This is a genomic window from Streptomyces sp. WMMC940 (assembly GCF_027460265.1).
Taxonomy (GTDB): Bacteria; Actinomycetota; Actinomycetes; order Streptomycetales; family Streptomycetaceae; genus Streptomyces.
On record NZ_JAPZBC010000001.1, the window covers coordinates 3,865,994 to 3,891,089 of the forward strand.

General features: G+C 72.1%; 23 protein-coding genes and 1 tRNA gene. 10 read left to right on the forward strand and 14 right to left on the reverse strand.

The window, feature by feature from the left end; genetic code table 11:
• The first annotated feature begins 191 nt into the window (after window positions 1-191).
• The 6 genes from O7595_RS16925 (at window position 192) to O7595_RS16945 (ending at window position 4,622) form a co-directional block, all read left to right on the forward strand.
• Entirely contained in the window at window positions 192-1,157 is a 966-nt protein-coding gene (locus O7595_RS16925; protein ID WP_269732520.1) for an ABC transporter ATP-binding protein, read from the forward strand.
• On the forward strand, window positions 1,154-2,065 hold the full coding sequence (locus O7595_RS16930; RefSeq protein ID WP_269729508.1) for an ABC transporter permease: 912 nt from the start codon (window positions 1,154-1,156) through the stop codon (window positions 2,063-2,065). Before O7595_RS16925 ends, O7595_RS16930 begins: the two co-directional genes overlap by 4 nt.
• Before the next feature lie 2 nt (window positions 2,066-2,067).
• Window positions 2,068-2,979 (forward strand): ABC transporter ATP-binding protein, encoded by a 912-nt coding sequence (locus tag O7595_RS16935; protein ID WP_269729509.1) that lies wholly within the window; start codon window positions 2,068-2,070, stop codon window positions 2,977-2,979.
• A 14-nt stretch (window positions 2,980-2,993) separates the two neighbouring features.
• The gene (locus tag O7595_RS16940) at window positions 2,994-3,713 is read left to right on the forward strand and encodes an ABC transporter permease subunit (RefSeq protein WP_269729510.1); all 720 of its coding nucleotides are present in this window, start codon (window positions 2,994-2,996) and stop codon (window positions 3,711-3,713) included.
• A gap of 104 nt (window positions 3,714-3,817) precedes the next feature.
• A complete protein-coding gene (locus O7595_RS33875) occupies window positions 3,818-4,270 on the forward strand; it encodes an SGM_3592 family protein (protein WP_443071641.1) in 453 nt (150 codons plus the stop codon).
• A gap of 263 nt (window positions 4,271-4,533) precedes the next feature.
• Window positions 4,534-4,622: transfer RNA gene (locus O7595_RS16945), tRNA-Ser, on the forward strand.
• Window positions 4,623-4,765: 143 nt separating this feature from the next.
• Here the strand turns inward: O7595_RS16945 and O7595_RS16950 are convergent.
• The 9 genes from O7595_RS16950 to O7595_RS16990 form a co-directional block, all read right to left on the reverse strand.
• Complete coding sequence (locus O7595_RS16950) at window positions 4,766-5,569, reverse strand: HAD family hydrolase (RefSeq protein ID WP_269729511.1); 804 nt, start codon at window positions 5,567-5,569, stop codon at window positions 4,766-4,768.
• Window positions 5,566-6,843, reverse strand: coding sequence for a serine--tRNA ligase (gene serS / locus O7595_RS16955; protein WP_269729512.1), 1,278 nt, complete (start codon window positions 6,841-6,843; stop codon window positions 5,566-5,568). Before serS ends, O7595_RS16950 begins: the two co-directional genes overlap by 4 nt.
• A gap of 573 nt (window positions 6,844-7,416) precedes the next feature.
• Window positions 7,417-8,358, reverse strand: coding sequence for a prephenate dehydratase (gene pheA / locus O7595_RS16960; protein WP_269729513.1), 942 nt, complete (start codon window positions 8,356-8,358; stop codon window positions 7,417-7,419).
• A 40-nt stretch (window positions 8,359-8,398) separates the two neighbouring features.
• Window positions 8,399-9,649, reverse strand: a complete 1,251-nt coding sequence (efeB, locus tag O7595_RS16965) for an iron uptake transporter deferrochelatase/peroxidase subunit (RefSeq protein ID WP_269729514.1) — start codon at window positions 9,647-9,649, stop codon at window positions 8,399-8,401.
• Window positions 9,650-9,682: 33 nt separating this feature from the next.
• On the reverse strand, window positions 9,683-11,731 hold the full coding sequence (locus O7595_RS16970; protein ID WP_269729515.1) for a copper resistance CopC/CopD family protein: 2,049 nt from the start codon (window positions 11,729-11,731) through the stop codon (window positions 9,683-9,685).
• 46 nt (window positions 11,732-11,777) lie between these two features.
• Window positions 11,778-12,227, reverse strand: a complete 450-nt coding sequence (locus tag O7595_RS16975) for a copper chaperone PCu(A)C (protein ID WP_269729516.1) — start codon at window positions 12,225-12,227, stop codon at window positions 11,778-11,780.
• The gene (locus tag O7595_RS16980; RefSeq protein WP_269729517.1) at window positions 12,224-12,880 is read right to left on the reverse strand and encodes an SCO family protein; all 657 of its coding nucleotides are present in this window, start codon (window positions 12,878-12,880) and stop codon (window positions 12,224-12,226) included. The genes O7595_RS16975 and O7595_RS16980 overlap by 4 nt, the downstream gene beginning before the upstream one ends.
• A 36-nt stretch (window positions 12,881-12,916) precedes the next feature.
• On the reverse strand, window positions 12,917-13,657 hold the full coding sequence (locus O7595_RS16985; protein ID WP_269729518.1) for a YcnI family copper-binding membrane protein: 741 nt from the start codon (window positions 13,655-13,657) through the stop codon (window positions 12,917-12,919).
• Window positions 13,658-13,777: 120 nt separating this feature from the next.
• The gene (locus O7595_RS16990; RefSeq protein WP_269729519.1) at window positions 13,778-14,623 is read right to left on the reverse strand and encodes a hypothetical protein; all 846 of its coding nucleotides are present in this window, start codon (window positions 14,621-14,623) and stop codon (window positions 13,778-13,780) included.
• A gap of 214 nt (window positions 14,624-14,837) precedes the next feature.
• Here O7595_RS16990 and O7595_RS16995 point away from each other — a divergent pair, with 214 nt between their 5' ends.
• Complete coding sequence (locus O7595_RS16995) at window positions 14,838-15,281, forward strand: ATP-binding protein (RefSeq protein ID WP_093655487.1); 444 nt, start codon at window positions 14,838-14,840, stop codon at window positions 15,279-15,281.
• Between the two features lie 74 nt (window positions 15,282-15,355).
• Here the strand turns inward: O7595_RS16995 and O7595_RS17000 are convergent, their stop codons facing one another.
• Together O7595_RS17000 and O7595_RS17005 are read right to left on the reverse strand one after the other, a co-directional pair.
• The gene (locus O7595_RS17000) at window positions 15,356-16,846 is read right to left on the reverse strand and encodes an aminopeptidase P family protein (RefSeq protein WP_269729520.1); all 1,491 of its coding nucleotides are present in this window, start codon (window positions 16,844-16,846) and stop codon (window positions 15,356-15,358) included.
• A 104-nt stretch (window positions 16,847-16,950) separates the two neighbouring features.
• Entirely contained in the window at window positions 16,951-18,462 is a 1,512-nt protein-coding gene (locus tag O7595_RS17005) for a PP2C family protein-serine/threonine phosphatase (RefSeq protein ID WP_269729521.1), read from the reverse strand.
• A 452-nt stretch (window positions 18,463-18,914) separates the two neighbouring features.
• On the opposite strand from O7595_RS17005, the gene O7595_RS17010 reads away from it, so the two are divergent.
• Together O7595_RS17010 and O7595_RS17015 are read left to right on the forward strand one after the other, a co-directional pair.
• Entirely contained in the window at window positions 18,915-19,625 is a 711-nt protein-coding gene (locus tag O7595_RS17010; RefSeq protein ID WP_269729522.1) for a bifunctional DNA primase/polymerase, read from the forward strand.
• 155 nt (window positions 19,626-19,780) lie between these two features.
• Window positions 19,781-20,335: a hypothetical protein gene (locus O7595_RS17015; RefSeq protein ID WP_269729523.1), complete on the forward strand. Its 555-nt coding sequence runs from the start codon at window positions 19,781-19,783 to the stop codon at window positions 20,333-20,335.
• A gap of 281 nt (window positions 20,336-20,616) precedes the next feature.
• Here the strand turns inward: O7595_RS17015 and O7595_RS17020 are convergent, their stop codons facing one another.
• The 3 genes from O7595_RS17020 to O7595_RS17030 form a co-directional block, all read right to left on the reverse strand.
• Complete coding sequence (locus tag O7595_RS17020) at window positions 20,617-21,588, reverse strand: DUF5926 family protein (RefSeq protein WP_269729524.1); 972 nt, start codon at window positions 21,586-21,588, stop codon at window positions 20,617-20,619.
• A gap of 252 nt (window positions 21,589-21,840) precedes the next feature.
• Window positions 21,841-22,443, reverse strand: coding sequence for an ATP-binding protein (locus O7595_RS17025; RefSeq protein ID WP_269729525.1), 603 nt, complete (start codon window positions 22,441-22,443; stop codon window positions 21,841-21,843).
• A 95-nt stretch (window positions 22,444-22,538) separates the two neighbouring features.
• Window positions 22,539-23,330 (reverse strand): glycerophosphodiester phosphodiesterase, encoded by a 792-nt coding sequence (locus tag O7595_RS17030; RefSeq protein ID WP_269729526.1) that lies wholly within the window; start codon window positions 23,328-23,330, stop codon window positions 22,539-22,541.
• 312 nt (window positions 23,331-23,642) lie between these two features.
• On the opposite strand from O7595_RS17030, the gene O7595_RS17035 reads away from it, so the two are divergent.
• Window positions 23,643-25,055, forward strand: a complete 1,413-nt coding sequence (locus O7595_RS17035; RefSeq protein ID WP_269729527.1) for a S1C family serine protease — start codon at window positions 23,643-23,645, stop codon at window positions 25,053-25,055.
• The last annotated feature ends 41 nt before the right edge of the window (window positions 25,056-25,096 follow it).

The following is a 25,096-nucleotide window of genomic DNA, read 5'->3' on the forward strand; positions in this document are numbered from 1 at the left end:
CTGATGACTGTGACAATGTCCCACGGCTGCGTCAAGGGCCTGTGGACGCCTGTGGACGACCGCCGGCGCACCGCGCCGTCTCCTCCTCCGGCGTTGCCCCCTACGGGTCCGTACGCCTGGAGGCGGATGCGGAACCAGCCGCCAGGGCTGACGCCGGGTGTGGTGTGCACCACTACCGTCGAAGCGTGACTGTGATCGTGACCGAAAGCCTGAGCAAGCGGTTCCCCCGGGTGACCGCGCTTGACCGGCTCTCCCTGGACATCGGGCCCGGCGTGACCGGACTCGTGGGCGCCAACGGGGCCGGCAAGTCCACACTGATCAAGATCCTGCTGGGTCTGTCCCCCGCCACGGAGGGCCGCGCCGAGGTGCTCGGCCTCGACGTCGCCACCTCCGGTGCCGCCATCCGTGAGCGCGTCGGCTACATGCCCGAGCACGACTGCCTGCCGCCGGACGTCTCGGCCACCGAGTTCGTCGTCCACATGGCGCGCATGTCCGGACTCCCTCCGACCGCGGCACGCGAGCGCACCGCGGACACCCTGCGCCACGTCGGCCTCTACGAGGAGCGCTACCGGCCCATCGGCGGCTACTCGACCGGCATGAAGCAGCGTGTGAAGCTCGCCCAGGCCCTGGTCCACGACCCGCGGCTGGTACTGCTGGACGAGCCGACCAACGGCCTCGACCCGGTCGGCCGGGACGAGATGCTCGGCCTGATCCGCCGTGTCCACACCGACTTCGGCATCTCGGTCCTGGTCACCTCGCACCTCCTCGGCGAGCTCGAGCGCACCTGCGACCACGTCGTCGTCGTCGACGGCGGCCGGCTGCTGCGCTCCAGCTCCACCAGCGACTTCACCAAGACCACGACGAGCCTCGCGGTCGAGGTCACCGACTCCGACACCCACCCCGACGGGACCGCGGCTCTGCGCGAGGCGCTGACGGCCGCCGGGGTCACCCTGCACGCCGGGGTCGAGGACGGTCTGCCGGGCGCCGGCCACATCCTCCTGTTGGAGGCCACCGGCGAGGAGACCTACGACACCGTCCGGGACACCGTCGCCGCCCTCGGCCTCGGCCTCGTACGGATGGAACAGCGCCGCCACCACATCGCGGAGGTCTTCCGCCCCGAGGCGGCGGCCCAGCCCATGGAGGTGCCGGCGCGATGAGCAACGGGACGACCCGCACGGGGACGGCGCTCACCGAGACCACCCGTATCCACAACATCGGGTACCGCAACTACGACGGCGCGCGGCTCGGCCGCGCCTACGCCCGCCGTTCGCTCTTCGCGCAGTCGCTTCGGGGGGCGTACGGGCTCGGCCGCTCCGCCCGGTCGAAGGTGCTGCCCATGATCCTCTTCGCGGTCATGTGCGTGCCCGCGGCGATCGTGGTCGCCGTGGCGGTGACCACCAAGATGAAGGAACTGCCCCTCGACTACACGCGCTACGCGATCGTCACGCAGGCGGTCATCGCCCTCTTCCTCGCCGCTCAGGCCCCGCAGTCCGTGTCGCGGGACCTGCGCTTCAAGACCGTGCCGCTGTACTTCTCGCGGCCCATCGAACGCGTCGACTACGTCCTGGCCAAGTTCGGCGCGATGGCCTCGGCGCTCTTCGTCCTCACCGCCGCACCCCTCCTGATCCTCTGGATCGGCTCGCTGCTGGCGAAGATGGACTTCGCCGACCAGACGAAGGGCTTCGCACAGGGACTGGTCTCCGTGGCGCTCCTCTCGCTCCTCTTCGGCGGTCTCGGTCTCGTCCTGGCCGCGCTGACCCCGCGCCGCGGCTTCGGCGTCGCGGCGGTCATCGCCACGCTCACCATCACCTACGGGGCGGTGTCCACGGTCCAGGCCATCGCCTACGAGACCGGGTCCGAAGGCGCGGTGGAGTGGCTCGGGCTCTTCTCGCCCGTCACCCTCATCGACGGTGTGCAGACCGCCTTCCTCGGCGCGTCCTCCTCCTTCCCCGGCGGACAGGGGCCCGGCACGGGCACCGGAGTGGTCTATCTGCTGGCCGTCCTCGCGCTCGTCGCCGGTTCGTACGGCGTCCTGATGCGCCGCTACCGAAAGGTCGGGCTCTGATCATGACCACTGTCCACATCGACCACGCCTCGCGCTGGTTCGGCAACGTGGTGGCCGTCAACGACGTGACCATGACCATCGGGCCCGGCGTCACCGGACTCCTCGGCCCCAACGGGGCCGGCAAATCCACGCTCATCAACATGATGGGCGGCTTCCTCGCCCCCTCGACGGGCACCGTCACCCTCGACGGTGAAGCGATCTGGCGCAACGAATCGGTCTACCGGCAGATCGGCGTCGTGCCCGAGCGGGAGGCGATGTACGACTTCCTCACGGGACGGGAGTTCGTCCTCGCCAACGCCGAACTGCACGGCCTCGGGGCCAAGGAGGCCCAGCGCGCCCTGGCCACGGTGGAGATGGAGCCCGCGCAGGACCGCAAGATCGCCACGTACAGCAAGGGCATGCGCCAGCGGGTCAAGATGGCCTCCGCCCTGGTGCACGAGCCGAGCGTGCTGCTCCTCGACGAGCCGTTCAACGGTATGGACCCGCGCCAGCGCATGCAGCTCATGGACCTGCTCCGGCGCATGGGGGGCGAGGGACGCACGGTCCTGTTCTCCTCCCACATCCTGGAGGAGGTCGAGCAACTCGCCTCCCACATCGAGGTGATCGTGGCGGGACGGCACGCGGCGAGCGGTGACTTCCGCAGGATCCGACGGCTGATGACGGACCGGCCGCACCGCTATCTGGTGCGGTCCAGCGACGACCGGGCGCTCGCCGCCGCGCTGATCGCGGACCCGTCGACCGCCGGCATCGAAGTGGACGTCCAGGAAGGCGCGTTGCGCATCCAGGCGGTCGACTTCGGTCGCTTCACGGAGCTGCTGCCGAGGGTGGCCCGTGAGCACTCCATCCGGCTGCTCACCGTCTCGCCCTCCGACGAGTCCCTCGAATCGGTCTTCTCCTACCTCGTAGCGGCCTGAAAGGAGCCAACGACATGTACAACCCGACAGTCGCCCGGCTCACCTACCGGGCCCTCCTCGGCAGGCGCCGTGCGGCGATCCTCTTCGTCCTCCCCGCCCTGCTGCTGCTCATCGCCGCCGCCGTACGTGCGTTCAACGGCGTCGACGACCAGGTCGCCTCCGACGTGCTGGGCGGTTTCGCCCTCGCCACGATGGTGCCCCTGATCGGCGTGATCGCCGGAACGGGGGCGATCGGGCCCGAGATCGACGACGGCTCGATCGTCTATCTGCTGGCCAAGCCGGTGAAGCGGCCGACGATCATCGTCACCAAGCTGACCGTGGCGATCGCCGTGACCATGGTGTTCTCCGCGGTCCCCACGTTCGTCGCGGGATACATCCTCAACGGCAACGGACAGCAGATCGCCGTGGCCTACACGGTCGCGGCGCTGGTCGCGTCCATCGCGTACGCCGCGCTGTTCCTGCTGCTCGGCACGGTCAGCCGGCACGCGGTCGTGATCGGTCTGGTCTACGCGCTGGTGTGGGAGACGCTCTTCGGCAGCCTGGTGCCCGGGGCGCGGACGCTCAGCGTGCAGCAGTGGTCGCTGGCCCTGGCCGAACGGATCGGCGGGGAAGGGATGATCACCTCCGACGTGGGCCTGCCGCTCGCGACGGCGCTGCTCGTCGGGGTCACGCTGCTGGCGACGGGATACGCCGGGCAGAAGCTGAGGACGCTGACGCTGGCCGGTGAGGAGTAGGGAGGCGCGGCGCGAGACGCCCCGGGGCCTGCTCCCCGGGGCGTTCCCGTCCTCACACGGGCCTGACGGGGCCGTGGGGACACTGGGGGTGAGAGGAGACGGTCATGCAGGAGCAGCCGGACCCCCGACCGGATCCGGGACCGGACGCGGAGGAGCACGGAGCGGGACCTGGCCCGGGCCCGGAGGAGCACGGAGCGGGACCGGCGTCCCGCGCGCCCCACAGCGGCCCCGGCGGCGGACTGCCGGGCCCGGCCGACGTGGGCGGAGGTGCGGGCGGTCGTCCCCGGGGTGGTGCCGGCGGCGGAGCTTCCGGAGCCGGCGGGGGCGCTCGGGGGGACGCCTGGGACGAGGTGGTTCTCGACGAGGACTTCGTGCGTGCCGCGGGAACCTCCGAGCCGTCGGCCCGGGCGCGGATGCTCACCGCTCGGTGGCGCGGCTCCGCGCCCGAACGGCAGCCCTGGCGCTCGGACGGGCCGCCCGCGGGCTGGTTCTGGAGCCGGGCCCGAGCACGGCGCCGCGGCGGCCGACGCTGGTGGCGCCGGTGGCGCAGGTCCTGAGGCGGTGCGCACGGATATTCGGTGGCACCGGACCGTTCGCACCGGGCAGAGTGGTCGATGCCGCCGCCGGAGTGCGGCGGGGACACCAGGGACACGATGTCCGAGACCGGGGAGGGGCGCGGCGATGACCGAGAGTACGAGTCCGTCGAGCTCCCTGCAGGGCAGCGCACGGCAGGCTTCGGAGTAATCATCGGACTCCGTGGAGCCGCCGGAGACTGCCCGGGCGGCCGCTTCGAGCGCGCATCCGCGCGGGCCGCCCTCCCGGAGGATTGGCCGAGTGGTAAGGCACCGGCTTGCTAAGCCGTGGTCGGGGTCGACCCCCGCGCGCGTTCGATCCGCGCATCCTCCGCCATGCGTACGCGTGCAGGGACGCGTACGCCGCGTCCCGTGACGGGGGCCACGGCCCGGCGGTCCGACGTCGCACGCTTCCGTACGGCCGGGACGCCCGGTCCGTACGCCGCTCCGCACCGTCCGGGCGGTCCGCCCGCAGGCCCCCTAGCGCCCCAGCAGCTCCTCCAGCACCAGGGCGATGCCGTCGTGCTCGTTCGACGCCGTGATCTCGTGTGCCACGGCCTTCAGTTCGTCGTGGGCGTTGGCCATCGCGACACCGTGTGCGGCCCAGCCGAACATGGGGATGTCGTTGGGCATGTCGCCGAAGGCGATCGTCTGGGTGGACTTCACCCCCAGCCGGCGGGCGGCCAGCGACAGGCCGGTGGCCTTGCTCAGGCCGAGGGGGAGGATCTCGACGATGCCCTCGCCGGCCATCACCACGTCCACCAGACCGCCGACCGTCGACCGCGCGACGCGGGTCAGCTCGTCGTCGCCGAGGGCCGGATGCTGGATGTAGAGCTTGTTCAGCGGAGCAGCCCACAGCTCGGCCGGGTCGTCGGAGACCAGGACCCGGAGCGGACCCTCCTGGACCCGGTAGCCGGGGCTGACGACCACCTTCCCGTCCAGGCCGTCGCGGCTCGCCGCCAGGTCGAGCGGGCCGACCTCCGCCTCCAGCTTGGCGAGGGCGAGGCCGGCCAGCCGGCGGTCCAGCGTCACCGAGGTGAGCAGCTTGTTCTCACCCGCGTGGTACACCTGTGCGCCCTGTCCGCAGACCGCGAGGCCCTGGTAGCCCAGGTCGTCGAGGATGTGCCGGGTCCAGGGGACGGCTCGTCCCGTGACGACGATGTGGGCGGCGCCCGCCGCCGTGGCGGCGGCGAGCGCGTCACGCGTGCGCTGCGAGACGGTCTCGTCGGAGCGCAGCAGAGTCCCGTCGAGATCCGTGGCGATCAGGCGGTACGGAAAGCTCACTTGGCGACCGGCTCCAGGACCTCACGGCCGCCGAGGTAGGGCCGCAGGACCTCGGGCACCCGCACCGAGCCGTCGGCCAGCTGGTGGTTCTCCAGGATCGCGACGATCGTGCGCGGCACGGCGCACAGCGTGCCGTTCAGCGTCGCGAGCGGCTTGACCTGCTTGCCGTCGCGCATGCGGACCGACAGCCGGCGGGCCTGGAAACCGTCGCAGTTCGACGCCGACGTGAGCTCGCGGTACTTCCCCTGGGTCGGGATCCACGCCTCGCAGTCGTACTTGCGGGAGGCCGAGGCCCCCAGGTCTCCGGTGGCCACGTCGATCACCTGGAACGGCAGCTCCAGGCCGGTCAGCCACTGCTTCTCCCACTCCAGCAGCCGCTTGTGCTCGTTCTCGGCGTCGTCCGGGTGGACGTAGGAGAACATCTCGACCTTGTCGAACTGGTGGACGCGGAAGATGCCGCGGGTGTCCTTGCCGTAGGTGCCGGCCTCGCGGCGGAAGCACGGCGAGAAGCCCGCGTACCGCAGCGGCAGCTTGTCGGAGTCGAGGATCTCGTCCATGTGGTATGCCGCGAGCGGGACCTCGGACGTGCCGACGAGATAGAAGTCGTCCTTCTCCAGGTGGTAGACGTTCTCCGCGGCCTGGCCGAGGAAGCCCGTACCCTCCATGGCGCGCGGGCGGACCAGCGCCGGGGTCAGCATCGGCGTGAAGCCCGCCTCGGTGGCCTGCGCCATGGCGGCGTTGACGAGGGCGAGCTCCAGCAGGGCGCCGACGCCCGTCAGGTAGTAGAAGCGGGAGCCGGACACCTTCGCGCCGCGCTCGACGTCGATGGCGCCCAGCGCCTCCCCGAGCTCCAGGTGGTCCTTGGGCTCGAAGCCCTCGGCGCCGAAGTCGCGGACGGTGCCGTGCGTCTCCAGGACGACGAAGTCCTCCTCGCCGCCGACCGGGACGTCCGGGTGGACCAGGTTGCCCAGCCCGAGCAGCAGCCGGCGGGTCTCTTCCTCGGCCTCGTTCTGCTCGGCCTCGGCCGCCTTGACGTCGGACTTGAGCTGCTCGGCCTTCTTCAGCAGCTCGGCGCGCTCGTCCGGGGACGCCTTGGGGATGAGCTTGCCGAGCGACTTCTGCTCGGAGCGGAGTTCGTCGAAGCGGACGCCGGACGACCTGCGCCGCTCATCGGCGGAGAGCAGGGCGTCGACGAGTTCGACGTCCTCTCCACGGGCGCGCTGGGAGGCGCGAACACGGTCGGGGTCCTCACGGAGCAGGCGAAGGTCAATCACCCCACCAGGCTACCGGTGCGTGCTTCCGGCACCCCAGTTGATATTGGTTGCGTGTCAGTTTGACCGAATTGCCGGAATTAGGGAAAGGCGCGGTGAATCCCGCGCACGGTCCGTGGGCGTCCCGGCGCCGGCCACCGAAAGCGGTGAACGCCGATTCGCCGCGGCCCCGGTCCGCCGTGGACCGTGGAACTCCGGGCCGTTGTCCACAGGGGGAACGGGGGGCGCGCAAGTTATCCACAGGCTGTGGGAGGGGTCTGTGGATTGCGGAATTGATCATTCCGAAAGTCGGCGGAAGGTCCGGGGATTGCGTCTCCGAACATGGCTCACGCGCTCGTTCGAGTGGGAATTCCCCGCACTTCTTCGCTCCAAAGAGTTGATCAAAGGAATTGGGCTGACATGGGCTTTCGATGCGTGCTGTGGAAGCAACCGGGGGTGAGTGAGGTGATTTGTCGACTGTGTCGGATTGTGTTGTCGACTTGTCCCCAGATCGAGAAGCCGCCCTGTGGATAACTCTGTGGGCAACGGGGAGGGACGAGGAGGACGGGGTGGCGCCGGGGCGCGATGAACCCCGGGTTACGCGCGGCCGTCCTGACAGCGCGCCAGCCACTCCGCCGCGTCCACGAACTCCGCGTCCGAGGTCCCGGGGCGCGGCGTGCGCCCGCCCCGCGCCGGAGCCGCCAACCCCGCCTGCGGGTAGGACCCGAGGAACCGCACCTTCGGGCAGATGCGCTTCAGTCCCATCAGCGCCTCCCCCACCCGCCGGTCCGAGACATGGCCTTCCGCGTCGATCGCGAAGCAGTAGTTCCCGATGCCCGCGCCCGTGGGCCGCGACTGGAGCAGCATCAGGTTGACGCCGCGCACCGCGAATTCCTGGAGGAGCTCCAGCAGAGCTCCCGGATGGTCGTCCCGCTGCCAGATGACCACCGACGTCTTGTCCGCGCCGGTCGGGGCCGCGGGCCGCGCCGGACGGCCCACCAGGACGAAGCGCGTCTCCGCGTTCTGCGCGTCGTGGATCTCGGTGACCAGAGCCTCGAGCCCGTAGGTCGCCGCCGCGAACTCACCCGCGAAGGCCGCGTCGAAGCGGCCCTCCTGCACCAGCCGTGCACCGTCCGCGTTCGACGCCGCCGACTCCCACACCGCGTCCGGGAGGTGGGCCCGCAGCCAGTTCCGCACCTGCGGCTGGGCGACCGGGTGGCCGGTCACCGTCTTCACGTCCGACAGCTTCGTCCCCGGCCGCACCAGCAGCGCGAAGGAGATCGGCAGCAGCACCTCGCGGTAGATCATCAGCGGCTCGCCGGAGGCCAGCTCGTCGACGGTCGCCGTGACGCCGCCCTCCACCGAGTTCTCGATCGGCACCAGCGCGGCAGCGGCCTCACCGTTGCGCACGGCGTCCAGGGCGGCCGGCACGGACACCATCGGGACGAGTTCGCGGGTGGCGGCCTCCGGGAGGGTGCGCAGGGCGGCCTCGGTGAAGGTGCCCTCGGGGCCGAGGTACGTGTAGCGCGTGGCGGACATACCCGTCACCCTAGTGCGCCCGGCCCCCCTGCGGCTCGCCTCACGACTCCAGCAGCCGGCTGCCGACGTACCCGCCCTCGTCCGCGCCGCCCGGGACGGCGAAGAGGCCGCTCGCCTCGTGCCGGACGAAGGGGGACAGCGCGTCGCCGCGGTCCAGCTTCCGCTGGACCGGCACGAAGCCCCGCAGGGGGTCGGCCTGCCAGCAGACGAAGAGCAGACCCGCGTCGGGAGAGCCGTCCGCCGCCATGCCGTCGTGGTACGAGAACGGCCGGCGCAGCATCGCCGCGCCCGCGTTCTGCTCCGGGGCGGAGATCCGGGCGTGGGCGTCGGCCGGGATGACCAGGGAACCGTCCGGCCCGGTCCGGTCGAGATCGAGCTCGGTCGTCTCGCCGCCGCCGGTCAGAGGGGCGCCGTCGGACTTGCGGCGGCCGATCACCAGCTCCTGGTCCTTCAGGTTCAGCTTCTCCCAGTCGTCGAGCAGCATCCGGATGCGGCGTACGACGGCGTACGAGCCGCCCGCCATCCAGGCCGGCTGATCCGGCGAGCCCGACCCGGACCCGGGCGCCGGGACGAACACACGGCGGTCGAAGTCGGGATCGGACGGCTTGGGGTTGCGGGTGCCGTCGATCTGGCCCATGAGGTTGCGGCTGGTCATCGGCCGGGACGTGATCCCCGGCGAACGGTTGAAGCCGTTCATCTGCCAGCGAGTCCGCGCGGCCCCGCCCGCCGACTTCTGGACGGCGCGCAGCGCGTGGAAGGCGACCAGCGCGTCGTTGGCGCCGATCTGCACCCAGAGGTCGCCCTCCGAACGGCGCGGATCCAGCCGGTCGCCGGAGAACGCCGGCAGCGGGTCGAGCTGGACGGGCCGTTGTGCGGCCAGCCCCGTGCGGTCGAAGAAGGTCCGGCCGAAGCCGAAGGTGACCGTGAGGGAGGAGGGGCCCGCGTCCAGGGCGACACCGGTGTCGTCGTCGGCGGGCTCGCCCGCCGTCAGCCGGGCGGCGGTGGCCGACCAGCGGCGCATCAGCGCGGTCGCCTCCTTCCGGCCCGCCCCCGGCGCCAGGTCGAAGGCGACGAGATGGCCGTGGGACTGCATCGGTGTGGTGATGCCCGCCTGGCGCTCGCCGTGGAACGACTCGACGGTGGAGCCGACGGTCGCCAGGGCGGCAGCGGGGTCCGCGGCGACGGCCGCATACCCGGCGGCGCCGCCCGCCGCGCCGAGGGCCAGTCCGGTCGCTCCGGCGGCGCCGACCGTGCCGAGCAGCCTGCGTCGCGAGATCTCGTTGTCGCTCATGCCTTTCCCACTGTGCCTCGTGGGCCGACCATGTCAGCCGATCCTCACGTTCTTCTCGACGGTCGTCTGGTCGATGTCCGACGTCCGTACGGTGATCCGGACCTGCCATTCGCCCGGCAGCGGGATCTGGATGTTGCTCGCGCTCCACTGGCCGGCCGCGACGCGTTCCGGGACCAGCGGGAGTGGACCGATCTTCTCCGCGGTCAGGGTGAAGGCGACCTTGACCTCGGGAGCGTCCAGGGGCCGTCGGCCCGGACCCTCGGTCCACAGACGCAGTTCGTTGGCGCCCGAGCGGCCGGGGCTGATGGTCAGCCGGACCGTTCCCTTGCCGTTCGCGCCGCCGGTGTCGAAGGGCAGGGTGACGTCGACGGGCTTGGACGCCGCGGTCTCGGAGGTCCCGCCGCCCGCCCGCGCGGCCTGCTCCTCCGTACGGCCGGGCTCGGTGGACGTCAGGACCGTCGTCACGGCGAGCAGGACGACGGCGACGCCGGCCTCCGCGAGGACGGAACGGCGCAGTCCGGACCGCTCCGGGTCGGCGTCCCTGAGGCGCTTGCGGGCGGCCGCGGCCACGGCGGCGTCCTGCCGGGCGAGTTGGGCGGCGCGCAGGGGGTCGTCGGACGCCGCCGGCGCCGTGCCGGCGGCACGGGTCCCGCCGTCCCCCTCGGTGGAGGCGTCCGCCCCCGCGTCCGCCTTCTCCCCGTCCGCCGTCTCGCCGTCCGCGTCCGTCGGCGTACGTTCCGACAGCCGTGCCGTCCAGCGCCGCGAGAACCAGGCGATCCCGACCAGCAGTGCGACCAGCCCGATCTTGACCAGCAGCAGCCGTCCGTACGAGGTGCCGGTCAGGGCCGACCACGAGCCGACCTGCCGCCAGGACTGGTAGAGCCCGGTCGCGGCGAGGACGACGACGGACCAGAACGCCACCCGGGAGAAGCGGAGGACGGCCGCCCGTCCGACGGAGGGCGCCCGGTGGAGCGCCACGAGCAGCGTGGCCAGGCCGCCGAGCCATGCGGCGACGGCCAGCAGGTGCAGCACGTCGACGGGCATCGCGAGACCGGCCTGGACACCGGTCGAGGCGTGCTCGGACAGGGCCCAGGTGGCGGCGATCCCGGCCGCGACGACCGTGCCGCCGACGGCCAGACCGAAGGTGAGGTCCTGCTTCTCCTCGGCCCGTTCCCGGGCCGATTCCGGCTCGCCCCCGGCGGCGTCCGCACCCGGGTCCGCGGTGCCCTCCGCCCCGTCCGGGCGGGGCACGCCGGGTTCCGCGGTGCCCTCCGCCCCGGTGGCGCGCTTCGCGTACGCCCCGAACAGCACCGCGATGAACAGCGCCGCCGCGCCGAGCAGCAGCAGCCGTGAGACGAGCGCCGCCCCGGTCTTGGTCGCGAGGACCGACTGCAGCCCGGTGAGGTCGAAGGCGTCGCCGAGTCCGCCCGAGCCGGTGTAGGGGCTGCGCAGCATCAGCATCGCGAGGGTGGCGGCGGTGAGCGTCACCCAGCCGTACGCCACGAGCCGCTGCACCGGCCGGACGACCGCCCCGCGCGGCCAGCAGGCCAGCACGAACGCGGCAGCGCCGACCATGACGGTGAACCCCGCGTACGACGCGTACCGCGCGACGCCGTAGAGCGAGCCGACGAGCCCGCCGCCCGCCTCCTGCTCCGGGAGTTCGACGGCGGTCTTCGAGGGCGCCCCGATCGAGAAGGTGAACGCGCCGGCGATCGGGTGGCTGTCGGCGGAGACGGCCTGCCAGGCGACCGTGTACGTGCCGTCCGGCAGGCCGGATCGCAGGGCCACCCCGTACCTGACGAGGCCCGCCGTGCCGAGGTTCCTCACCTCGCCGGCGTCGATGCGTTTGCTCCTGGGGTCGAGGACGCGGATCGAGTCGTTCCCCAGGGCGACCTGCTCGGAGAAGGTGAGCGTGACGTCCTTGGGGGCGACGGCCAGCACCGCCCCGTCCTTCGGGTTGCTCCCGGTCAGGGCGGCGTGCGCGTTCGCCGTGCCGGTGAGCACGGTGCCGAGCAGCGCCGCGGTGATCAGCAGCAGCCGCAGGAGAGTCGCCGCGCCGAGGCGCGGGGCGGTGGTGGTCATCGTGTGTCGTCAGTCCCTCGAATGGCCGAGAGCCTCTTCACGGGGCTCAGTGCTGCTTCGGGTTGTGGGTCCGCTCCTCGACGGGGAGCTCGACCCTGATCGGTTCCGACTTCTCGAAGTGCAGCTCGACGTCGATCGTGTCGCCCTGCTGCGGCTGCTCCTTGATGCCCATGAACATGAGGTGGTCGCCACCGCGTTCCAGCCGCAGCTCCCCGTTGGGGGGAACGTCGAGCGACGTCACCTGCCGCATCCTGCTGTCCTTCGTCTCGTGTATCTGGACGTCGTCCGAGAGGCTGCTGGTGACGGAGGTCAGCCTGTCCGCGGTGTCGCCGCTGTTGGTGACGGTGAGGAAGCCGCCCGCCATGTCGCCGACGGGCTGCGGCATGAACGCCCCGTCGACCGTCAGCTCGGGTGCGGACGAGGCACAGCCCGCCAGCACCGGACCGGCGGAGAGGGCCAGTGCCGCGGCGAGGGAGGTCAGCGTGCGGCGGGTCACGGGTTCTCCCCCTCGACGAGCTCGGGGAGGTCCTCGGCGAAGTCCTCGGGGGTGGTGTCCTCGCCGTACAGGACGTAGCCCCGGTCGGTCTTCGGGGAGAACGCCACGACCTGCGTGCCGTGCATGGACACGACCTTGCCGTTCTTGTCCTTCGTGGGGGGCTCGATGCCGATGCCCAGTTGGCGCGCCCCGGCCTGGATGGTCGGGAAGTCGCCGGTGAGTCCGACGAAGGAGGGGTCGCCCGCGGCGGGCAGCCACTTGGCCAGTTCGGCCGCGGTGTCCCGCTCGGGGTCGGTGGTGACGAAGACGACCTGGAGCCTGTCCTGGTCGGCCTTGGGCAGCTGCTTCCTGGCGACGGCGATGTTGCTCATCGTCAGCGGGCAGACGTCGGGGCAGTGGGTGTAGCCGAAGTAGATCAGTGTCGGTTTGCCCTTGGTCCGCTCGCGGAGGTCGTACGGCTTGCCCGTGGTGTCCGTGAGGACGAGGTCCGGCTTCTCGAAGGGCCGGTCGAGGACGGTCGCGGCCTTGCCCTTGGGCTGGGCGGAGACCTCGGCGACGGAGCCGTCCGCCTTGTCGGACCCCCCGTCGCAGGCGGAGAGGGAGAGTGCGGCTGCCACCGCCAGGGCGGCGGCCGTCACGATCTTGTTGCGCATGGAGAGATGTCCCGGAAGTGAATTGTGTGACGTCGGTCAGACGGTGCGACGGCGGCCGGCCAGCACGCCGAAGGCCACGCCACCGGCACCCACGAGGATGCCGACGACGGCGAGGACCCGCGCCGTGGTGTCCGTGGAGCTCGCCGTGGTCCCGCCCTCGCCGTCCGCGTGATCCGCGGCGTGGGCGGCGTTCTTGCCGTCCGCCGCGCTCTTGTCGTCGCCACCGTGGTGGTCACCGGTCGCCGCGGACAGGGCGAGCACGGGCGCGGGGTGCTCCGGCTCGGCCGCGCCCTCCTGCGGCTCCTCGATCCAGCGCACGACCTCCTTGTTGTCGTACGTCTGGAGCGCCTTGAAGACGAGCTTGTCGGCGTCCTCCGGCAACCGGCCGAGGGACACCGGGAACTGCTGGAACTCACCGGGGCCGATCTTGCCGCCGGCCGCGGTCCAGGTGATCTTCGAGACGGCCTCGGTGATCTGCTTGCCGTGCACGCTCAGCGGCTTGGCCAGCTTGGTCTTGGTGACCTCGGCCTTCCAGCCCGGGACGGGCTGCGGCATCACGGACGAGAGCGGGTGGTCGGCGGGGACGGTGACCTCGAGCTTCACCGTCGATGCGTTGTCGCGCTCGTTCGGGACCTTGAAGTTGACCGTGGCGTAGCCGCCCTTCGCGGCCTCGCCCTGGGGCTGCACGCTGACGTGCGCGAGGGCGGGGCCGCAGAGCAGCAGCACGGAGGAGGCGGCGACGCCGCCGGCGACGGCGAGGCGAGAGATCTTGTTCATGGCAGGGACACTCCACGTGAGCAGGGAGGGTGATCGGTCCGCGCGCGGGTGCGCGGGAGCGCCGCGGCACCGACCACCCGGGACACCCGTTTCGGGGTACGTCGTCGGATGGCGCCGCGTTCAGGCTGCGAGAACGCAGTCTGCGGGGACGCGGTGCGCGGGCGGGCCGCGCCTGATCACGATGTGCTGGAGAGCGGCCGCCGCGGGTGGCGCGGAGTCGCCGGGATCCGTCCCGGCGGGTCCGGGACGGGCGTCCGGTGCCGTCGGCAGTCCGGCGAGCAGCTCGCACACGAGGACGAGCGCGGCGCGCAGGGCGCGTACGAGCGCGCCTTCGGCCACCATCTCCCCGGCGCCCTGGGCACCCTGCGCGGAGAGCTCGGCCAGCCGGAACAGTGCGAGGTCGCCGCGGCGCAGCAGCCAGCCGGTGACGAGCGCCGCCAGCAGATGGCCGAGCACCATGGGCAGGCTCGGCAGCAGACCGGCGGACTCGAGGGCGGCGTTCGGCCCGGCGGCGGTGTGCCCGGCGTGGTCGGCCCGCACCGCCGCCGCCGGGTCGATGCCCGCTCCGGCGACGATCCGGTGGGCGTCGGCCGGGCTGAGCGCGTTGCCCCCGGCCCCGCACACGAGTTTGGCCGCCATCCTGATCAGGGCGTCGTCGGCGCTCGGTGACACGGTGAGCGGGCGCTGGCCCAGACCGAAGAGGATGTGCAGGCCGAGCTGCCCGGCCGCCAGGGCGCTGACGACCGCGGGGAGCGAGCGCGCCCGGCCGGCGAACGGCACCACCACCGCGAACACCGTCAGGAAACCGGCGAGGAGCGTCCACCAGGGGACGGTCGCGCAGGCTGCCAGGACATGCCCCAGCGCGGACAGCACGAGGCAGACCGCGGCGAAGACCGCGGCCCTCAGCAGTCGCGGTCCGGTCGCGGCCGGCGCGTCGCCGGGTACGACCGGCGGGTGGGCAGACATGGCCGGGACATCATCGCACTGCGCCTTTCGGACCCGTGCGGCAGGTCCGGAAGATCACGTTTGAGGCCCACTCGCCCGCCTGGCGTGGGCATACACCGGCATGGCCGATCGACGCATCCGCCGAATGAGGGCAATCACGTCAACTCCGCGCTTACGAGCGTGATGACGCGGCAATACGTAACCGTATGTCGAGCCGCAGCCAGGAGGCTGGAGCATGAGCATCTGGTGGTCTCTCCATTTGCGGCGCGAGGCTGCGAGCGTGCCGCTCGCTCGACGTCTTCTGCTCGGTGCCATGGAGACCGCGGGCGTCGATCCCGACATCTCCTTCGACCTCTCCGTCGCGCTGAGCGAGGCGTGCGCGAACGCCGTGGAGCACGGTGGCTCCGGCGCTCCCGGATCCTCGGCGGACGGGTACCGCGTGACGGCGTATCTGGACGGCGAGAAGTGCCGTATCGAAGTGGCCGACGGAGGGCCGGGGTTCCCGGACTGCGCCCATGTCACCGGCGCGGGGCCCGCCGCCGAGAGCGGCCGCGGCCTCTGTCTCATCGAGCAGCTCGCCGACCACGTCCATCTGCGGAACCGGCCCGGCCGGGGCGCGGTGGTGAGCTTCGACAAGGTGCTGAAATGGCGGGACGGCGCCCTGCTCGGAGCGGTCTGAGCGAAGGCGCCGTCCTGGTGCGGCGGCCGGTCCGTCCGTACGGGCCGTCGCGGCCCGCGCGGAGGGTGCGGGGATCAGCCCCTGAGCCGGGCCATCCACGCCTCGACCTCGTCCGCCTGTCGCGGCAGCGCCGCCGAGAGGTTCCGGTTGCCGTCCTCGGTGACGAGGATGTCGTCCTCGATCCGGACGCCGATGCCGCGGTACTCCTCGGGCACGGTCAGGTCGTCGGCCTGGAAGTACAGACCGGGCTCGACGGTCAGGCACATGCCGGGCTCCAGCGTGCCCGCGACGTAGGTCTCGCGGCGCGCGGCCGCGCAGTCGTGGACGTCCATGCCGAGCATGTGGCCGGTGCCGTGCAGCGTCCAGCGGCGCTGGAGACCGAGCTCGAGCACCTTCTCGACGTCGAGGTCGCCGAGCAGACCCCACTCCACGAGCCGGGTGGCCAGGACCCGCTGGGCCGCGTCGTGGAAGTCGCGGTAGGGGGCACCGGGCCGCACGGCGGCGATGCCGGCCTCCTGTGCCTCGTACACGGCGTCGTAGATCCTGCGCTGCAGTTCGGTGAAGCGGCCGTTGATCGGCAGGGTGCGGGTCACGTCGGCGGTGTAGAGCTCGGTGGTCTCCACGCCGGCGTCCAGGAGCAGCAGCTCGCCGGAGCGGACCGCGCCGTCGTTGCGGACCCAGTGCAGGGTGGTGGCGTGCGGGCCGGCCGCGCAGATCGAGCCGTAGCCGACGTCGTTGCCGTCGACCCGGGCGCGCAGGAAGAACGTTCCCTCGATGTAGCGCTCGCTGGTGGCCTCGGCCCGGTCCAGGACCCTGACGACGTCCTCGAAGCCGCGGGCCGTGGCGTCGCAGGCCCGCTGCAGCTCGGCGATCTCGAACTCGTCCTTGACCAGGCGGGCCTCGGAGAGGAAGACGCGCAGTTCCTCGTCGCGCTCGGCGGTGACCTTGTCGGTCAGGGCGGACTCGACGCCGGCGTCGTGGCCGCGGACGACGCGGACCGGGCCGGTCGCCTCGCGCAGCTTCTGCGGCAGCTCGCGCACGTCCTCGGCCGTGATGCCCAGCAGCTGTCCCGCCTCGGTCAGGGAGTGGCGGCGGCCGACCCACAGCTCGCCCTGACCGTCGAGCCAGAACTCGCCGTTCTCCCGGTCGGAGCGCGGCAGCAGGTGCACGGTCGCCTCGTGGCCGTCGGCGGTGGGCTCCAGCACCAGGACACCGTCGTGGCTCTGGTCGCCGGTGAGGTAGGCGTACTCGGTGGAGGCACGGAAGGCGTACTCGGTGTCGTTGGAGCGGGTCCTCAGGTTGCCCGCCGGGATCACGAGCCGCTCGCCCGGGAATCGGGCGGAGAGGGCGGCGCGGCGGCGCTCGGTGTGCGCGGCCTGCGCGATCGGCTCCAGGTCGTGCAGCTCGGTGTCGGCCCAGCCGGACTTCATGTTCTCGGCGAGCTCGTCGGAGACCTCCGGGTACAGGCCGTTCTTGCGCTGCTTGATCGGCTCCTCGGTCCCTTCCGCCTCGACGGTGCGGTCGGACGCGTTCTCCGGGGTCTCCGGGGTGAGCTCCTCTGCCACGGGTCTGCCTCCTAGTCGGTACGACGCTGAACCCCCACCCATCGTACGGTCGTACCGCGACGGTGCCGGAAGCCTTGCGGCCCCCGGCCCGCGTCACCGGAGCGTCACTCGAACCGGGCGGCCAGCATCACCACGTCCTCGCCGTCCGCGCCGGCGTCGAGTCCACCGGGCAGCACCGTGCGCAGCACGTGGTCGGCGACCGCGCCCGGGTCGTGGCGCACGGCCTTGGGCACGCTCGCCGCCGCGGTGTGCAGCCGGGTGAAGGCCCGGTCCATGGGGTCGCCGGTGCGCCGGAGCAGACCGTCGGTGTAGAGCAGCACCGTTTCTCCGGGGGCGGGGGAGAACTCCACGCTGGGCGCCTCCCAGCAGGCGAGCATCCCCAGGGGCGCCGACAGCGACGTCTCGACGAACTCGGTGCGGTGCTGCCCGACGATCAGCGGCGGGGTGTGCCCGGCGCCGGCCAGCACGATCTTGCTGCCCGTGCCCTCGGCATGGGGTGCCGCCGCGGGTTCGCAGTACGCGAAGAGCGCGGTCGCCGAGCGGGCCGGTTCGGTGAGCCTCAGCAGCAGCTCCAGGTCCGAGAGCACGGCGACGGGGTCCTCCCCCTCCATCACCGCGTACGCCCGCAGACTGGCCCGGAGCCTGCCCATGGCGGCCAGCGCGCTCGGTCCCGAACCGGAGACCGAGCCGACGGCGAGGCCCAGGGCGCCCTCGGGCAGCGGCAGCGCGTCGTACCACTCGCCGCCGCCGCGTGGTCCTGTGAGATGGCGGGCCGCGAGCCGTACCCCGGGGATCCGGGGCAGCCTGCTGGGCAGCAGCTCGTCGGCGATGACGGCCATCTGCCGGCGGGCCCGCTCCAGCTCCAGCAGTCGGGCGAGGTGCTCGGTGGCGTACCGCCCGTAGAGGCCGACGAGATGGCGCTGGCGATCCACGGGTTCGGCGGGCTCGTCGTAGAACCAGACGGCGACGCCCAGCCTCCCGGCCTCCTCCGTGGCGAGCGGCAGGGCGTAGCTCGCGGCGTAGCCGAGGCGGGCGGCGACCTCGCGGTGGCGCGGGTCGAGCGCCTCCTCGTGGAAGAGGTCCGCCTGGGCGACGGGGGAGGGGACGCCGCCCGTCCCGCCGTCGAGGATCCGGCCGTACCCGGTGGCGCTGCGGGGGACGGTCTCGATGTGGCCCAGGTCGGCACGGGCGAGGCCGAGTCCGACGGTGCCGGCGGGGCCGCGGCCGTCGGCCGGTTCGAGGACGGCCATGCCGCGGCGGGCGCCGACCAGGGCGGCGCCCGCGCGCAGGAGTTCGTCGAGTGCCGAGTCCAGCGTGCCGGTTCTGGCGAGCCGTTCGGTGAGTTCGTGGAGCGTGGTCAGGTCGGAGACCCAGCTGGCCAGCCGGTCCTGGATCACCGCGCCGGGCGCGGGATCGGGGGCGAGTGGTCCGGCAGTGTGCGCGGGGGCCGGAACCGCTGAGTTGATTCCAGCCACTTTCGGCAGGTGAGGGGCGCTCATGGCAGCCGGCCTTCCGGCTGGTGCGTTCTGCTCAATAGCATCGCAAACCCCCATGTCAATCTGCGCCGCTATCACTGCATCCACATCTACACGCAGACAAAGGGGGATGTCCAGCATTGTCCTGGTGGTATCGCTGGTGTCCGTGGGGTTGCTAACTTGGCTGAAAAATGCCCCCCATGAACGCGATTTGCGGTCGACTGAGGGCGTCCGACATGGGGATCCCACCCAGGGTGAAGTCCGAGGCGAAGCCCGAGGGGGGAGTCATCCCGGGCGTGATGGGTACGTAAACGGTGATGGCCAGGGGCAGTTGGGACCGCCCCGGAACCTGGCGGGGAGCCCGGGCGTCTTAACCGCCGTGGGCCGCCGCCCCGTCCCGAGTGGCGGTACGAGTACAGCGGGAGAGCAAGCGCCATGCGCGCGCCACCCCTCGCCACGCGTTTAATGGACAGAGCCCATGGGGTCGCCCGTGCCTACGGCAAGGGCGACGAGACGCCTCTTTGTACGCACAGTGAAGTGATGCACACATGGTGTGATGGACCTCGGCGTTCAACGGAAAGGAACGAGCGCTCATGCGCGAGATCCTCGGAAGGCGACGCAGGCTCCGGTTCTGGCGCAAGGGGAGGCCTGCTCCTCAGCTCGACGCGGCGCTGACCTGCGCCACCGCGTGGAAATGGCCCGTACTGCCCGGCGTGGGACTCACGACCGCCGGTGGGCGGGCCGATCGCGTGCGCGGCTGCGCCTGCCCCGACCGCGAGTGCGTCGTACCCGGCGCGCATCCCTTCGACCCCGGGCTCCTGGCGGCGACCACCGACGAGCGGATGGTGCGCTGGTGGTGGACCCAGCGGCCCACCGCCCCGATCGTGCTCGCCACGGGCGGCCGCGCGCCGTGCGCCGTGAGTCTGCCGGCGGTCGCCGGGGCCCGGGCGCTCGCCGAGCTCGACCGCACGGGGATGAGGCTCGGCCCGGTGGTCGCCACGCCGACCCGGTGGTCGCTGCTCGTCGCCCCGTACTCGATGGAGCAGCTGGGCGAACTGCTGCACGCCAAGGACCGGGTGCCGAGTTCGCTTCGCTTCCACGGCTCGGGCGGCTATCTGATGCTGCCGCCCTCGGAGACGGGCACGGGCCAGGTCCGCTGGGAACGGGCCCCGCTTCCCGGCTCGGCCGCGCCCTGGCTGCCCGATGTGGAAGCGGTCGTGGACGCCCTCGTCGAGGCGAGCGTCAGCATCCCCTCGGGCGTGACACCCCCCGAGACCGGGGAAGGGTCCCGCCTCGCGTATTGACGCCCGGACTCCCCCGTACCGGCGGTCGCCCCCCTCGCGCGGACGACCGGGGGGCCCGGAGACTCACTCGTTCGGGTAGGGGCCGGGTCCCGTCACAAGGGAATTGGGGCGGACGCGGATCCGGGCGCCGCCGTCCGCCGATATCTTCGGCCCACATGAATCAGCGCCTGACCGGGCTCGCGCTCGCCGTCGTCTGTGCCGCACTGCTGCCGCTCGCCGCCTCCGCGGTGCCGGAAGGTGCCGAAGGGGCGGCGAATGGCAAGAGGGCGGGGCGATCGGCAAGTGTGGCCGGAATACATGCCCCGGACGGTCAGCGGCAGGCGTCCGAGGCGGTTCACGACGTCGCCGGCATCCGACGCACTAGCGAACACTGCGGCCCCGAAGTGATCTCACCGCAGGGCATCGAGGCACAGACATGCGTTCTGACCGACGGTCCGGACGCTTGGGCGCGAACGTACTACCGCAACGCGACGGGCGGAGGGGTCATGCCCGTGCTGAGTCTGATGGGGCCGGGCGGAAGGATCGTACGGGCGCATTGCGCGGCCGAACCGGGAGATGAGCCCGCAGTCTGCGAAACACCGCGTGAGAAGGCCCGGGGCGAAGCCGGCGGCTATTACGCGATCGCGGAGTTCGCGCGTTCCGGGGAAGCCGGAGATGGTCCGCTGCTGCTGCGCGCGGGGAGCAACTTACCCGTCTCCTGGAGCAGTTGACACCGGGCGTGATCCCGGGCCATTGCGGGAAATAGAGACGCCCGGTCGCTGGCGACGGGGGATGCACCAGCGACCGGGCTTCCAGAACGGTAACAAGAGATCTGCTGTTCGCAAATTCGATCTCGGGTATTCGGACAGCGAATTACCGCCCCGTAGGGGCGGTTGTGACGGGGATCACTCTCCCTGGGGCGCAGACGTCGTGCCGCTGCGGGCGGCGGCCTGAGCCGCCGCCCGTCACCGCCGTCGTCGGCCGGACGCGAGGACGGCCCGTGACACCGCGGTCAGCTGAGCGTGACCTGGCGGTTGGTGAGACCGCTGCGGGCCCGGCGCTCCTCGCCCGTGAGCGGGGAGTCCGTCGCGAGCGCCTTGGCGAGCCGCTCGGCGAACTCCGCCGCCGGCTTCTCGCACTCCTCGGCGCCCATGCCGCGGGGCAGGTCCCAGACCGGGACCACCAGGCCGTGCGCACGGAACGACCCGACGAGGCGGGTGCCTTCACCGAGGGTCGACGCGCCCGCCGCGTGCAGCCGGGCGAGCGCGTCCAGCAGGCGCTCCTCGGAGTGCGGCATGACCCAGCGCAGATGGTTCTTCTCCGGGGTCTCGCACCAGTACGCGGCGTCCACGCCGGACAGCTTCGCGGTCGGGATCGCGGCCGCGTTGGCGCGCTCCAGCGAAGCGGTCACCTCGGCGCTCGTGGTCTCCACCGACTCCGGGATCCAGAACTCGAAACCGCTGTGGACGACCGGCTCGAACGGGGCGTCCGCGTCGATCAGGTCCTGCAGCCGTGGGCCGTCGCCGGGAGCGCGCCGCGGGGGCACCGCGTTGCCGGGCTTGGTGGTCAGCGCGCGCTGCAGGGTGTCGGCGAGGTCGCGGCTGAGGTCGCCGGAAGGCGTGTCGTTCTGCAGGGCGAGCATGACGGAGCCGTCCTCGCGGCGCAGCGCGGGCCACGCCATGGGGAGGACGGTCGCGAGCGTCAGTGACGGGACGTCCTCGGGCAGCCCGTCCTTGAGGGTCAGGGCGACGGTGGCGGCGGGCACCAGCTCGCGGAGGGCGACCCAGTCGCCCTCGCCGGGGAGCCCCTCGAAGGGTCGCTGGACCAGCTCGGTCACGGCGTGTGCGGCGGCCCGCCCGTGGCAGGCCTTGTAGCGACGGCCCGAACCGCAGGGGCAGGGCTCGCGGGCGCCGACCACCGGGATCTCACCGTCGGTGACCTGTGGCTTGGCGGCGGCCTTCGTCTGGGGGCGCTTCTTGGCCATGATGTGGCTTTCTCCCGATGACGGCGTGCTTGTCTCTCGCGAGCCTAGCCGTTGCGGCCGTGGCAGCGGTCACAGCGGCACTTCACGTCGCGTGCTCGCCCTCGCCGAACCCGCCGGAACGGCGCTTCGAGGGCTGCTGCGGACGGACCGGGGTGGGCGGCGCCCGGTTCATGACCTCGGGAGAGCGCCTGGATCCGGCCTCGGAGGACATCGTCCGCATCGCCCGGGAGCTCAGTCCACACGTCCGGGAGCTCAGTCCGCGTCGTCGTAGGCGTCCGCGAACTCGAAGCCGGGGCCGGTGACGCGCGTAGCGAAATCGTCACGGCGATGCCCCTCGGTGACGAGGACCCATACGGTGACCTCGCCGGCCGCACTGTCCCTTACCCCCCAGTCGCGGGCGAGCGCGCTGATGATGTTGAGCCCGCGGCCGCCGTGGGCCGTGACCGAGGGGGTCGACGGAACCGGGCGGGTGGGACCGCCCCCGTCCGTGACCTCGACGGTCAGTCCGCCAGACGGGTCGAGACGCCAAGCGGCGCGGATGTCGCCGTCGCCGATCTCCGCGTGCTGCCCGAGCGGTCTGCCGTGTCGGCAGGCATTGCTCAGCAGTTCGGAAAGGATCAGAACGGCATCGTCGACGACCGATTCGGGCACCTCGCTGCGCCGCAGTTGCTCACGCATCCGATGCCTCGCCTCACCCACGCCCGCAGGGCCATGGGGTACGGCCATGCTCGACGACGTGGGCACCTCCTGTGCCACCACCAACGCCACCCCCGAGACCTCCTTCGCCCCACGCCACGGTGTGGATGCCCCAATGGCCTGGACCGGAAACCGGCCAATCCGCGACTGGTGACGCACTCGTCACGTTCGCATACGGATCGAACGCGCCGGAGCACTCCCCGTAGCGGTCCGGTCGCGCTGCGGCAGCTTCCGGTACGGCCCGGTGGGGACGCTCAGAGGCGGCCCAGCTGGGAGAGGACCTGCTTCGGGCGATTGGTGATGATCGCCTCGACCCCGAGTCCGACGCAGAGCTCGACGTCGGCCGGCTCGTTCACGGTCCAGACGTGCACCTGGTGGCCGGCAGCGTGCAGCCGGTCCACATAGGCGGGGTGATTGCGTACGAGCCGGATACCCGGGCCCGCGATCCGGGCGCCGGCCGGCAGGCGTGCCTCGCGCGCACGCAGCGGCAGGAACTGCATCAGGTACACGGTCGGGATGCCCGGGGCCGCGTCCGCGATCCGGTGCAGCGAGCGGGCCGAGAAGCTCATGACGCGCACGGGGGACTCGTCGGGTGCCGCCGGGGCGTCCAGACCGAAGCGCTTCAGCAGGCGGACCAGCCGCTCCTCCACCTGTCCGGCCCAGCGGGTCGGGTGCTTGGTCTCGATGGCGAGCTCGATCCGACGGCCCGCGTCCGTCACCAGTTCGAGCAGTCGCTCCAGGGTCAGCACGGAGGTGAAACCGGGGTCCTTCCAGTCCGGGCTCTCCTCGCTGTCCTTCCAGGAGCCGAAGTCGAGCGCGGCGAGGTCCGCGAGTTCCAGCGCGGAGACCGCGCCCCGGCCGTTGGAGGTGCGGTTCACCCGGCGGTCGTGGACGCAGACCAGATGTCCGTCCGCCGTGAGACGCACATCGCACTCGAGCGCGTCGGCCCCGTCCTCCACGGCTCTCACATAGGCGGCCAGGGTGTGCTCGGGGGCGTCCTCCGAGGCCCCTCGGTGGGCGACGACCTGGATCCGGTGTTGAGTCACCGCGTCATGGTGTCATCCGCCCGAGAGCGTACGTCCCGGCCCCCGTCCGCGATGTCCGGGACGGGACGACCGCGACGGGACGAGGAGAGGCGGAGAGGCGGAGGGGCGGAGGGGCGGAGGAGTGGAGGGGCGGAGAGGCGGAGAGACGAAGGGGGCGGAGGAGCGCACAGACGCACAGGTCCTGCTTACAGTGGCCTGACAGGCTGTGGGAAAAGCTGTCTGCAGCGCATCGGTGCGGTGCCGCGCCACCGCGGACCGCCGAATCGCCGAATCGCCGAATCGTGGAATCGTGGAATCGAGGAAGAGGAAGCTGTGAGCACTGAGAACGAGGGCACCCCGGCACACGCGGGCCCGTCCGTACCTCCTGTGCCGGCGGCTGCTCCCGAAAGCGCTGCCGCGCACGCGCCCACCGGCGCGGACGCCCCGACGCAGCCCGGCCGGACGGTGCCCCCCGAGCCCCCGGTCCCGCCCACCGCCCATGGGTCCTCACCCGGCGACCACTCCCCTGCCGCCACGGCCCCGTACCCGCAGGGTGGCTGGCCCCCGCCCCCGCCGCCCGTCTCGTCCTGGGGCGAGCCCGCGCCCCTTCCGCACGGGCCGCGCAGGCGGTCCGGCGGGATCATCGCGTCCGTCCTCGTCGCCGCGCTCGTCGCCGGTGGTGTGGGCGGCGGGATCGGCTACTGGGCCGCCGAGCGCAACGACAGCGGGGTCTCCACGACCGTGGCCGCCGGCGACGCCCCGGCGGGCTTCAAGCGCGACCCGGGCACGGTCGCCGCCGTGGCGGCCAAGGCGCTGCCCAGCGTCGTCACCATCGAGGCGAAGTCCGGTAGCGGCCAGGGCGAGGCCGGCACGGGCACCGGCTTCGTGTACGACAAGGAAGGCCACATCCTCACGAACAACCACGTGGTGGCCTCGGCGGCCGACGGCGGCACGCTCTTCGCGACCTTCTCCGACGGCAAGAAGTACGACGCCGAGGTCGTCGGCCGGGCCCAGGGTTACGACGTGGCCGTGCTGAAGCTGCGCAACGCACCCGCCGGTCTCGACCCGCTGCCGCTGGGCAACTCCGACCAGGTCGCGGTCGGCGACTCGACCATCGCGATCGGCGCGCCCTTCGGCCTGTCCAACACGGTCACGACGGGCATCATCAGCGCCAAGAACCGGCCGGTGGCCTCGGGCGACGGTTCCGGCGGCAAGAACTCGTACATGAGCGCGCTGCAGACCGACGCCTCGATCAACCCCGGCAACTCCGGCGGTCCGCTCCTCGACGCGCGCGGCGCGGTGATCGGCATCAACTCCGCGATCCAGTCCGCGGGCGGCGGCAACGGCTTCGGCCAGCAGTCCCAGGCCGGCTCCATCGGCCTCGGTTTCGCCATCCCCGTCAACCAGGCGAAGAACGTGGCCGACCAGCTCATCAAGACGGGAAAGCCCGTCTACCCCGTCATCGGGGCGACGGTGAACATGACGGACAGGGGCGGCGCGACGATCGCCCACGAGGGCGCGGGCGGCACGGCGGCCGTCACCCCGAACGGCCCGGCGGCCAAGGCGGGGCTCAGGCCCGGCGACGTCATCACCAAGTTCGACGGCAAGCCGGTGGACAGCGGTCCGACGCTCATCAGCGAGATCTGGACCCACAAGCCCGGCGACCAGGTCCGGATCACCTACGAGCGGGACGGACGGGAGGTCACGGCCACGGTCACGCTGGGCCAGCGCGAGGGCGACGGCTGACCCGGTTGGCTTCCGGCCGGTGAACGCGACGAAGGGACTGC

Coding starts and splice junctions, on each gene's coding strand:
- O7595_RS16990 (WP_269729519.1), bottom strand. CDS start 14,623: ATGTCTGCCCACCCGCCGGTCGTACCCGGCGACGCGCCGGCCGCGACC.
- O7595_RS16995 (WP_093655487.1), top strand. CDS start 14,838: ATGAGCATCTGGTGGTCTCTCCATTTGCGGCGCGAGGCTGCGAGCGTG.
- O7595_RS17020 (WP_269729524.1), bottom strand. CDS start 21,588: ATGGCCAAGAAGCGCCCCCAGACGAAGGCCGCCGCCAAGCCACAGGTC.
- O7595_RS16930 (WP_269729508.1), top strand. CDS start 1,154: ATGAGCAACGGGACGACCCGCACGGGGACGGCGCTCACCGAGACCACC.
- O7595_RS16940 (WP_269729510.1), top strand. CDS start 2,994: ATGTACAACCCGACAGTCGCCCGGCTCACCTACCGGGCCCTCCTCGGC.
- O7595_RS16970 (WP_269729515.1), bottom strand. CDS start 11,731: ATGACCACCACCGCCCCGCGCCTCGGCGCGGCGACTCTCCTGCGGCTG.
- O7595_RS16980 (WP_269729517.1), bottom strand. CDS start 12,880: ATGCGCAACAAGATCGTGACGGCCGCCGCCCTGGCGGTGGCAGCCGCA.
- O7595_RS16985 (WP_269729518.1), bottom strand. CDS start 13,657: ATGAACAAGATCTCTCGCCTCGCCGTCGCCGGCGGCGTCGCCGCCTCC.
- O7595_RS16935 (WP_269729509.1), top strand. CDS start 2,068: ATGACCACTGTCCACATCGACCACGCCTCGCGCTGGTTCGGCAACGTG.
- O7595_RS17010 (WP_269729522.1), top strand. CDS start 18,915: ATGCGCGAGATCCTCGGAAGGCGACGCAGGCTCCGGTTCTGGCGCAAG.
- O7595_RS17015 (WP_269729523.1), top strand. CDS start 19,781: ATGAATCAGCGCCTGACCGGGCTCGCGCTCGCCGTCGTCTGTGCCGCA.
- O7595_RS33875 (WP_443071641.1), top strand. CDS start 3,818: ATGCAGGAGCAGCCGGACCCCCGACCGGATCCGGGACCGGACGCGGAG.
- efeB (WP_269729514.1), bottom strand. CDS start 9,649: ATGAGCGACAACGAGATCTCGCGACGCAGGCTGCTCGGCACGGTCGGC.
- O7595_RS17005 (WP_269729521.1), bottom strand. CDS start 18,462: ATGCTGGACATCCCCCTTTGTCTGCGTGTAGATGTGGATGCAGTGATA.
- pheA (WP_269729513.1), bottom strand. CDS start 8,358: ATGTCCGCCACGCGCTACACGTACCTCGGCCCCGAGGGCACCTTCACC.